This window comes from Mesobacterium hydrothermale, from assembly GCF_035818635.1.
Classification (GTDB): domain Bacteria; phylum Pseudomonadota; class Alphaproteobacteria; order Rhodobacterales; family Rhodobacteraceae; genus Mesobacterium_A; species Mesobacterium_A hydrothermale.
In genome coordinates, this window is record NZ_JAYLLH010000053.1 from 1 (window position 1) to 11280 (window position 11280).

4 protein-coding genes are annotated in these 11280 nt (G+C 62.8%); 3 read left to right on the forward strand and 1 reads right to left on the reverse strand.

Annotated elements, in window-relative coordinates; translation table 11 throughout:
- Nucleotides 1-105 precede the first annotated feature (105 nt).
- Complete coding sequence (locus VK792_RS18915) at nucleotides 106-1680, reverse strand: ABC transporter substrate-binding protein (protein ID WP_326299445.1); 1575 nt, start codon at nucleotides 1678-1680, stop codon at nucleotides 106-108.
- A gap of 97 nt (nucleotides 1681-1777) precedes the next feature.
- Between VK792_RS18915 and VK792_RS18920 the strand changes: the two genes are divergently transcribed.
- From VK792_RS18920 to VK792_RS18930, 3 genes are all read left to right on the forward strand, one after another.
- Complete coding sequence (locus VK792_RS18920; protein ID WP_326299446.1) at nucleotides 1778-2470, forward strand: DUF1028 domain-containing protein; 693 nt, start codon at nucleotides 1778-1780, stop codon at nucleotides 2468-2470.
- Nucleotides 2471-2548: 78 nt separating this feature from the next.
- Nucleotides 2549-3100: a toxin-activating lysine-acyltransferase gene (locus VK792_RS18925; protein ID WP_326299447.1), complete on the forward strand. Its 552-nt coding sequence runs from the start codon at nucleotides 2549-2551 to the stop codon at nucleotides 3098-3100.
- Between the two features lie 380 nt (nucleotides 3101-3480).
- The gene (locus tag VK792_RS18930; protein ID WP_326299448.1) at nucleotides 3481-11217 is read left to right on the forward strand and encodes a calcium-binding protein; all 7737 of its coding nucleotides are present in this window, start codon (nucleotides 3481-3483) and stop codon (nucleotides 11215-11217) included.
- The last annotated feature ends 63 nt before the right edge of the window (nucleotides 11218-11280 follow it).

Genomic DNA, 11280 nt, shown 5'->3' on the forward strand with positions numbered 1-11280 from the left:
CCCCCCCCCCCCCCCCCCCCCCCCCCCCCCCCCCCCCCCCCCCCCCCCCCCCCCCCCCCCCCCCCCCCCCCCGGTCGGACCGGGCCCCGGCCCGGTCCGAAACGATCAGTTCTTGGTCACACCGTCCAGCAACAAGAAGAACGACGGTTGCAAAGCGAAATCGGCAACCCGGTCGCTGGTGACCGCGTTCTGCTTCCAGTTGGCGACAAACACCCAGGGCGCGTCGTCATGCACGATGGTCTGCATTTCCTTATAAAGCCTGGCGCGTTCGCCCTGGTCTGTCGATACGCGGGCGGCTTCAAGCAGCGCGTCCACCTTGGGGTTGGAATAGTAGCCCGAGTTGAAACCACCCTTGTCCGGCCAGGCCTCGGTGCGCAACGCAAGGAACGGCAGGGTGTCGGGGTCGTTGGTCATCCAGGCCATCTCGGCCATGTCGGCCTTGCCGTCCAGCCCGGGATTGACCTCTCCCAGGAAGGTATTCCATTCATAGGTTTCGATCTTCACCTTCAGTCCGACGGCCGTCAGATCGGCCTGGATCGCGGTGCCCATGGCAATCGGATCCAGCATGCCCGACCCGCCTTCTGTGACATAAAAGGTCAGCTCCGCGCCCTCTGCGCCGGCCTCGGCCAGAAGCGCCTTGGCTTTCTCGGGGTCATAGGGATAGGGTTCCAGATCCGCGTTATAGGCCCAGGCAAAGGCCGGCGGCGTCGGACCGGCGGCAACTTCGGCGGTGCCTTCCAGCACGTCGTTCACGATCGCTTCCTTGTTGATCGCGTAGTTCGCGGCCTGGCGCACGCGCTTGTCGGCCATCGGGCCGTTCTTGGCGTTCAGGATCAGGAACCAGACGTGCGGGCCGGCCTGTTCATGCACGGTGAACCCGTCCCCCTGGAATTCCGACAGCGCCACCGGCGGCACTTCCACCATCAGGTCGATGCCTCCGGCCAGCATTTCGGCCGTGCGGGTGTTGGCGTCGGTAATCGGGCGGAACACCACGGCCTGAAGCCCCGGGGCGCCATCCCAGTAGTCGGGGTTGGCTTCGACGACAACCGCCTCGTTCGACCGCCATTCGGCAAACTTGAACGGGCCGGTGCCAGAGGGGTTGCGCCCGAAATCGGTGCCGTACTGTGCGACGGCGGCGGGCGACACGATCAAGCCGGTCGGATAGGCCAGGTTCGACAGGAACGGCGCGTAGGGCGCGTTCAGGGTGAATTTCACCGTCATGTCATCGACCACCTCGGTCGACTGGACGGCGGAAAAGAAGAACGCCAGCGGGAACGGGCCGGTGTTGTGATAAGGGTGATCTTCGTTCAGCATCCGGTCAAAGTTGAACTTGACCGCCTCGGCATTGAACTCTGACCCGTCGTGGAATTTCACCCCGGACCGCAGGTGGAACGTGTATTCGGTGCCGTCGGCGCTGATGTCCCAGCTTTCGGCCAGGCCCGGCTCGACTTCGAGCGTGCCGTCCTTGTACCGCACCAGCCCGTCATAGACGTTCATCAGGATCCGGAAGTCGTTCACCGCTGTGACGGCGGCCGGGTCCAGCGCCTTGGGTTCGGCGATCTGACCAACGATCAGCACGCCCGGCGGCGTTTGCGCGACAACCGCACTGGCGGTCAGCGCGATGCCGACCGCGGCGGTCGTGGCCATCATGGCCCGGCGGGTCATCTTCAGGAAGTGCATGGCGGGTCCTCTCTGTTGGGTGAACTATTTATCATGATTAATTGCATTCAGACAAATCTTCATGATAAATTCAAGACAATTGTTCCAGGGACGCGCGATGACCTTTTCAGTTCTGACCTTTGACCGGAAAACGGGCATCTACGCAGCCGGCGCCGCCACGGGCAGTCTGTGTGTCGGTGGCTGGGTCTTGCGGGGCGATATCGAATCGGGCCTGGTGGCCAGCCAGGGCACCGCGCCCAGCACCTTCTGGCGCGATGACGTGCTGCGCGCGATGTATGCGGGGGATGCGGCGCCAGACGCGGTGGCCCGCGTGACGCGGCAGGACGCGGGCCGCGATCACCGGCAACTTACGGCGCTGGACGGCTCTGGCACCGGCGCGGGCTTTACCGGGGCGCAGAGCGTGCCCTACGCCGGGCACGTCGTGTTCGACGGATTGGTGGTGGCGGGCAACATGCTGACCTCTGATCAGGTGTTGCGCGCGATGGTCGACGCGGCGCAGCGCCCGTGGACCGATCCGGCGCAGCGCATTCTGACGGTATTGCAGCAGGCGCAGGCGGTCGGGGGTGATACACGCGGATTGCTGTCTGCGGCGTTGCTGGTGCTGCGGCCCGATCATCCTCCGTTGGATCTGCGCATCGACCATGCCGAAAACCCTGTCGGTGCGCTGCGGACGCTGTGCGAAAAGGCGCATCAGTCGCCCTATCACGACTGGCTGGATGTGGTCCCTGTGCGCGATGACAAGACCCGGTCGCCGCAGGCGGCCCCGGCGGTTGACAGGCCGAAGCCCTGACCCGGGCCGGACGACATAATCGTTGCGCGACGCGCAGGGAGAATGGATAAATGTACTGTTTCCAACAGAGGTTTTTCCATGACCGACGCATCCGACCCCAAGCCCCAGGGCCCTGGCACCCCGCCTGAAATCGACCCTGCGATGATGGCACGCATCGCGCAGATGCGCGATCATGTGCGTCAGAGCTTTGGTCATGCGGTGATGGCAATGATGGGGCTGCCGCGCTATCGCCACCAGTCGATCATGGACCTGACCCACCTTGTTCTGGAGCCGTTGATCCGCGACCGTATTGCCCTTGCCCACACCAAGAGCGCCGACGGCAAAGTGCAGGACGTCGCGGGCATGGCGATCTGGGCCAGCGTTTCCGAAGAGGCCGACGCCCGGATCCGCGAACAGATCAAGGCCGGGGTCTTTCCGGTCCGGTTGAAGCCCGAGGACTGGAATTCCGGGGACATCAACTGGCTGTTGGATGTGCTGGCCAGCGACCGGAAAACAGCCGGTGCGGTGATCGCCAATTTCAGGCAGGTGGTGAAGGAAGGCGACCTGCGCCTGCATCCGATCATCGCGCGGCTGGTCGACAAGGACATGCTGGACAAAATGACCCGCACCGCTGTGCAGGAGCCAACCTGAGCGGTCAGGCGTTCCGGCACGGACGTCGCAGGTTTTTCGTCAACCGGAGATTTTTGTGATACGCTGTGTTTGGTGTTCAAAAATACATCGGGTTCGGGCCATGGCCCGCAAGTGATTAAGTGACGGGTTGGTGCCGGTTCACCGGATTTTCCCGGTGACGCGGCTGCCGCGGGGCAGCCGATTTCGAGATGATAGAACGAAGACAGGGTTCAGATGCTGTCTGCGCATAATTTTCAAAGATCGCTGGCGCCCCGATGCGGGGCGTTCCGCGATCGGCCATTTCGTGACCGGGCGCAGCCCGCCGTTCCGCTGGCGGCCTTTGCCGGACAAATCGCTTCGCCCGCGCGCCGCCGCCGGACAGACTTTCGCGGGATGACCTGATGGATCGCAACGGAACCCTCGACAACGACGCGCTGGACGGTGGTGATGAAGACGACACCCTGCGCGGTCTTGCCGGTTCCGATTCGATCACTGGTGGCGGTGGCAACGATGTCCTTGACGGTGGCGACGGAAACGACGGGCTGGATGGCGGGGACGGCGATGACGATCTGTATGGCGGCACCGGTGAAGACACGCTGAAAGGCGGCGCCGGTCACGACGAGCTGTTCGGCGAGTTCAGCAATGATCTGCTTTACGGTGGCGACGGCGACGACGACCTGTTCGGCGGGCTGGGCGACGACACGCTCTATGGCGACGCGGGCATCGACCAGTTGTATGGCGACGAAGGCGCAGACCTGCTGAGCGGCGGCGCCGAAGACGATCTTGTCTATGGCGGCACCGAGGCGGATTCGCTGTTCGGAGACGATGGCAATGACACGCTGGATGGCGAGGACGGCAACGACAGCATCGAAGGCAACGACGGCGATGACGAATTGCACGGCGGCGAGGGCGACGACACGCTGGCCGGCGGCGCGGGCGTCAACATCATCCTTGGCGGTGCCGGTTATGACCGTGTTTTCTATGATGGTCTGAACGATTTTGACCTGACGTTCAGGTCCGAGCCGGATGTCGATGCGCTGCTTGAAGGGCTGCTGGCCGGGGAAGAGGCCAGCGACGAGTTGTACGAGGTCGAGCAGATCACGCTGAGCGACGAGGCCGACACGGTCCGCGTCACGGTGGACCGCCTGCCGTCGATTGCGATGGAGTTCGATCTTGGCAAGGGCGGCGGCGGGTCGAACGGTGATTTTCTGGATTTTACCGATGACGGCAGACTTGGCGCCGGCATCGTGTTTCACAACGGTGATTTCGGGCCGTCAACCGGCGGAATCGCCCCCGATGACATCAAGAAAGACCAGCAGAAGCTGATCGAAGAGGCGACCAAGGCGCTGACTGCGGTCACCGGCAACCTGTCGCCGTATGACATCGGGTTCTATCAGATCGACTCGGTCGGGCTGACCTCGGGCGACGATATCGTGCTGCTGGGGGCCGGAGGTGACCTGTCGAAGATGTCCGGCAAGGGCGTGATCGACGGCGAAGGCGGCGTCGACGTCATGTACGCCAAGGACCTGCCGCAGGGATCGAACATCACGCTGATGGGCGGCGAGGGTGACGATATTGTCATCGCCACGGGCGATACCACGGTCACAACCGCGGGCGGTTTGGGCCGCGACGTGGTTTTGAACTTCACCCCCGGCGGGCTGCTGTATGGCGACACGATCACCGGCATGGTGATCGACGGCACAACCGTCGAAGCCCCGCCAGAAGACGACCCGGCCAATGGCGACATGTTCTTTTGGGCGGCGGATACCACGATCATGGACCCCGACAAGAACGACGTGCTGTTCTATCGCGGCGTGCCACTGACCGGCGGGGACACCAGCCCGGGATCGGCCGTCTGGGGCATGGCGGGCATGGCGGGCGGCCTGTTCGGCACGGTCATGTCCGGTGTGACCAATTTTTTCACGGCGCAGGCGATCCTGATGAGCGCCGAGGTCGGTCTGGGGCTGCGGATTTTCTATGACACGTGGCTGCCGTTCATCGCCTATGTCGCGGATCCCAAGAAGGGGATGCAGGTTGTCGATATCGGGGACACGCTTTGGCAACTGGTATCGGGTCCGGATCGCAGCGGTGAAGAGACCGAAGCAAAGGTCAATTTCCAGTCGATCCCGGAATACAGCTTTGACGATGCCGGGCTGTTCGTCACGCCGCTGAGCTTTCTGGGCGGCGCAGCAAGCAGCGATGACCTGATCGGCGGGATCAAGGCGTTCACCCAGACGTTGGCAAATGACACCGCCGACCTGGGGATGCTGTTCAACTTCCCCAGCGTGTTTGCCTTTATCATGGGGCAGATGGGTGTGGCGAAGGAACTGCTGAAAGCCACACCGATGATCGGCCCGCTGATGGCGGCCTGGGGGGCGATCGACGCGGCCAACGTGGCCTATTGGATCGCGGCGGCCTCGATCCGGTATGATAAGGCGGTGCGTTGGGTCGATGGCGACGATCCGCTGGTGATCGACCTGGACGGGGACGGGCTGGAAACCCTGTCGATCTATCAGTCGGGCGTGCATTTCGACATGGGCGACGATCTGTTCGGCGAACGCACTGGCTGGCTGAAAGGCGACGACGGGTTTCTTGTCCGCGATGTGAACGACAATGGCCGGATTGATGACGTTTCGGAAATGTTCGGCGGTCAGACCGGGCGGGGTTTCGACGATCTGGCGGTGTTCGATCAGGCCGCGCATGGCGGCAACGGCGACGGCAGGATCACCGCTGCCGATGCGATCTGGTCGGACCTGTTGATCTGGCGCGACAGCAACGAAGACGGGGTCACCGATGACGGCGAACTGCTGACGCTGGATCAGCTTGGGATCGTCTCGTTCGATCTGAACGCCACCGACCTTGCGATCACCCAGCCGCAGGGGAACGAGGTGCTGGCCAATGCCGGGGTCACATTCGCCGATGGCCGGATCGTCAACATGTTCGAGACGATCTTTGAAACCAACGAGACCGACAGCGTCTATGCCGGCGAAGACGGGACACCCGATTGGCAGCCGCTGATCGACGTGAATATCCATGGCTATGGCCATGTCACCAACCTGGGCGTGGCGATGGCCAACGACCTGCTGCTGGGCCACGTCGCGGCGCAGGCCGGGGCAGGCATGACAACGCCCGATTTCCTGGACATCGTCGCCAAGGTTGGCCCGGTCCTGTCCTACTGGGGCCAGACCATGTCCACCACGCGCGAACTGACGCCGGTCTTGTTGGCGACCGACGCGGACGGCGTGGTGACGCTGGCCGATTTCGGTGTCTATGTCGAAGACGCAAACGGCGGGTTCTGGCAACTCAACAGCGGTACGGCGGTGACCGGTGCCGGGGGCGTCGTGATCGACCGGCCGACGTTGCAGGACGTGATGGCGCAGGCCACCGCCGCCGGTCAGCATTGGCAGATGGAACAGACCTGGTCGCCCGCGTCGCGCGGGTTCGACCCGGTGCACCGCGATGCCGCGCCCTACCTGATGCGGCTGATCGACGGGCGCGCGGTGATCGACGATTGGGGCGTTCAGAACGCCGATGGCAGTTGGCGGTTGGCCAGCGGGCGGGACATCACCGATGGCACGGGCGCGGTCATCGCGCAACCGACGGTCGATGATATCCTGGCCCTGTCGCGCGATCCCGGGCAGGAATGGCGGGTCGAAGAGATCAGCTTCAACCCCTATGCCGACTTGCCGACTGAACGGATCGGTGTGCGCGTGACCGACGGGATCACTGTCGACTACACGGTCGAGGTTACCGACCGCGATGGAACCTTCCTTGTCTGGGCGCGCAACCTGGATCGGGCGCTGGAGTTGCAGTTCAAGACCGGCGACAGCCGCGAATTCAACCTGCGCAACTATGCCGTCGATCTGGACACGCTGAGCGAAGTGGGCGTGACCGACGACAGCGCCTATCGCGTGGTGGTGATGACGCCGGGCGAGATGGCCTATGCCAACAGCCTGGGCGGGGTCGAGTTCCGGCCGGAGATGCTGACCGCGACTCTCGACAATGATACCGGGCTGATCGACTATCGCGTGACGGCGGACGGGTCTTATACCCTGTCTGAGGAGTTCTATGACTCTGTCATCGACCCGATGATCGAAAAGACCGGGCTGACGATGGCGCAGTTCATCATGTCCAGCCAGCGCCTTGCCGTGCAGATGGCGGTGCAGTCGGGCCTCTCGGAGTACGCGCGCGGACTGGTCTATGACATCGAGGCGGACAAGTACCTGCCGACAACCGGTCGCGAACTTGTTCCAATGTTCGAGGCGATCTTCGAACAGGCGCCTGTCAGCAATGCCGACGACGCGGTTTACGATTACCTCGTGCAATGGAGCATGATCCTTGGCGCGATCTATCCGAACTACAAACCCGCCGACGCCGGTTTGCTGTTCGAGACCAAGACCGAGATCAACCAGGCGTTCATCCTGCAGATGGCGCTGGCCGCGCTGGAAAACGTGCCCATCGATCTGGATGTTCCAGGCATCGCGAACGCGCTGAACGTCGATGAACGGCGGATCATCACCCACACGGCTGACGAGACGTTCATGGGCACGAAGGAGGGGATGAATTTCTTCTACCTCTCCGAAGGCGACACCACGGTTTCCGGCAGCTATTCGAAGGATGCCCACCTTTATACCGACGATGTTCAGGCGGATGTCTATTTCGTCGGGCGCCAGACCGGCGAGGACCTGATCCTCGACTACGATCTGGGCGACGTGGACCAGTTGCGATTCCTGCATCTGAACCCCGACGACATCACCTTTGTCCGCGATGGCCAGGACCTGATCATGTCCTGGGACGACGGCCAGGGTGGCACCGCGACGCTGAAGATCCAGGATCAGTTCCTGGGTGAACTGAACAAGCTGTTGCAGAACGGCACGCGGATCGATTCCGGCGTGACCGAGATGATCTTTGCCGATGGCACGGTCTGGGATCGCTATCGCATGGCGTTTGCGGTCATCGACTACGAACGCGGAGCGCTGGACGAGGCGGACGCCTATTACGGCTCTGGCTCGGGCGACGTGCTGTTCGGTGGTCTGAACAACGACTACCTGTCCGGCGGCGCGGGTGGCGACACCTATTACATCCGGCGTGGCGATGGCCATGACGTGATCGACGACCTTGGGAATTTCTCGTTCGGGCCGGTCGAGGCCGGGATGGATTTCCTGATGTTCCGCGGCGACATCACCGGGGACGATCTGTACCTGACCCGCGATGGTGCGTCGAAGAACCTTGTCATCCACGTTCTGCAAGACGGCCAGATGACCGACCAGTCGGTTGAATTGGTGGGCCAGTTCGCAGGCATGCGGCTGAACCTTGGCTATTTCGAAGAGGCTGTCGGCACCGCAACCGGCTTGGATTACATCGCCCCGAACATGATCGAGCGGATCACCTTCGAATCCGCCCCGGCGCTGGAATTCGAGGACATTGTCGACCGGGTGATCGCCAACGCCAAGACCGATGGTGACGACGCGATTTACGGCGTGCTGAACGACAACACGCTGGACGGCGGCGCGGGTGACGATTTCCTGACCGGTGTTCAGGGCTTTGACACCTACATTTATGGCCGGGGCTATGGTCGGGACGTGGTGCTGGACAACGATCTGTCGGCAGCGCTGTTCGGGTCGAAAGATGACAAGATCACCTTCATCGACGACCTGCGCTGGACCGATATCGAATTCCTGCGCGACGGGGCCAGCGATACGCTGCGGCTGCAGGTGGCGGGTACCGACGATCAACTGATCCTGACCGACTATCTGGACTACGTTTTCCTTGTCGGGTTCACCAACCTGATCGAAGAGATCGTGTTCGCCGACGGCACGGTCTGGGATCACCTGAAGCTGCTGCAGCATTATGTCGATATCGCCAGGACCGATGGCGACGACACGATCTATGGGTTCGAATACATCCAGGACCGGATCGACGGCGGCCTTGGCAACGACCGGCTGGAAGGGCAGGGCGCGTCGGACACTTATGTCTTTGGCATCGGCTATGGCACCGACACGGTGTTCGATGCCAGCACTGCCTTCCTGTCAGGGCCGGGCAATGCGGACAAGATCGAATTCACCGGGATCAACAGCGACGGGGTCACGTTCTCTCGGACCGCGCTGGGCCTGATCATTTCGATCAACGGGACAGATGACAGGATCATCCTGGAAAACCAGTATGTCCGCGCAGGTCAGCAGCGCCACGCGATCGAATTCTTCCAGTTCGCCGACCGGACGCTTGACTACACCGACTTCAACCCCGAGGACATCGACCTTGTCGGCACCGATGCGGGCGAAACGATCGCCGGGTCGGACTTTGGCGAAACGCTGGATGCGCGCGGCGGCGATGACCTGCTGGTCGGGGCCGATGGCGGCGACACCTACCTGTTCGACGTCGGCTATGGCAATGACACGATCGAGGACACCCGCGTGCGCGCGGCGTGGATGGACCGCGACGGGATCGACGTGCCAGTCGATGACATTGTCCGGTTTGGCGATGACATCACGCAGGACAACGTGGTCTTTTCCAAGGACGGCACCGACCTTGTCATCTCGGTCGAGAACCGTACCGATACGCTGCGCATACGCAACCAGTTCCTGGATATCGACAACGGTGTCGAACGGTTCGAGTTCAACGACGGCAGTTTCCTTCTGATTTCGGACATCGAGGAACGGCTGCAGATCGAAGGCGGCAACCGTGGCGACAACCTGATCGAGGGCAACCCGACGCTGTCCAACACGCTGGACGGGCGGCAAGGCGACGACACGCTGGTCGGCGGGGCCGAGGCCGATCTGTATGCCTTTGGCGCGGACTATGACTTCGACCGGATCGTCGAACGCCCCGACGCGCCGGGGATCATCGACCAGGTACAATTCGGCGCCTCTGTCACCCGCGACGCGCTGCGGATCACGCGCGATGGCGACGACCTGGTCATCGACCTTGGGATGGGCACCGACGTGCTGACCATCGTCGGCGGGCTGGGCGACACCCGGGTGGAAGAGTTCCGCTTTGCCGATGGCTCGGTCCTGACACTGGACGAGATCATCGACGGGATGCTGACCGGGACCGACGCCGACGAACGGCTGACCGGTCTGGACACGCGGGATGACACGATTTCCGGCGGTGCGGGTTTCGACCTGCTGGAAGGTGGCGGCGGCGATGACGAATACCGGGTCGGATACGGCGATACCTCGACCGCGATCAGCGACAGTTCGGGCATCGACCGGCTGGTTTTCGGGGCAGAGATCACGGCGGAGAACCTGACTTTCCAGAACGTGGATGGCGATTTGCTGGTCACGTTGGCGGGTACGGGTGAACGGATCGTCGTTCTGGGCGGCGTATCCCGTACCCCGGTCGAGGTGTTCGCCTTTGACGACGGGACAGAGCTGAGCATCGAAGACGTGCGATTGCAGCTGCTGGAAACCACGCCCTTCGATGCGCAGAACGTGCTGGATACCAGTCTCTATCCCGCCGGAATCCCGCTGAACGCCGGCGCGGGCAACGACCTGATCCTGTTGGCGGAAGGCGCGGTTGTCACCTTTGACGAAACCAGTGGGACAAACCGGGTCGAAATGCTGCCGGGTGCGCAGGAGGCGACGCTGCGGATCACCGACCAGACCAGCCGGCAGGTCAAGGTCCTGCGCGGCGACGGGTCTTCGGACGACCTTTTGCTGCGCTTCGAAAACGGCGCGCAGGTGGTGATCGCGGGCGCGCTGGGGTCTGGCTTTGTTCCGAAAGTGTCGTTCATCGACGTGGTGACGTGGGATGCGGCTGCGCTGATTCAGGCGTTCATTGACGGACAGTCGGGCCTTGGGGACGATCTTGTGCGCGGGTCTGACCGCGCCGACACGATCAGCGGCGACGAAGGCGACGACATCCTTGTCGGCGGGCGCGGCGACGACCGCTATTATTTCCAGGCCGGGTCCGGGCAGGATGTGATCGAGGATGAGCAGGGCACCGACACGCTGGAAATCGTCGGCTACCGCCCGTCCGAGTTGCGGGTCGAACGGCTGTCTGACGACCGCGACGACCTGCTGCTGAGTTTTGCGGCCAGCGACGATTCCGTTCTGATCCGGGGCGCGGCGATTGAACAGGTCGTGTTTGCCGACGGCACGATCGTTACCCGCGATTTCCTGCTGGACCTAGTGGATTGAATCCAACATTTGGAACCCTCGATTTCTTGCGGCGATGATGTCGTTGGGGTCTGCCCGCCAAAC

Coding starts and splice junctions, on each gene's coding strand:
- VK792_RS18915 (WP_326299445.1), bottom strand. CDS start 1,680: ATGCACTTCCTGAAGATGACCCGCCGGGCCATGATGGCCACGACCGCC.
- VK792_RS18920 (WP_326299446.1), top strand. CDS start 1,778: ATGACCTTTTCAGTTCTGACCTTTGACCGGAAAACGGGCATCTACGCA.
- VK792_RS18925 (WP_326299447.1), top strand. CDS start 2,549: ATGACCGACGCATCCGACCCCAAGCCCCAGGGCCCTGGCACCCCGCCT.
- VK792_RS18930 (WP_326299448.1), top strand. CDS start 3,481: ATGGATCGCAACGGAACCCTCGACAACGACGCGCTGGACGGTGGTGAT.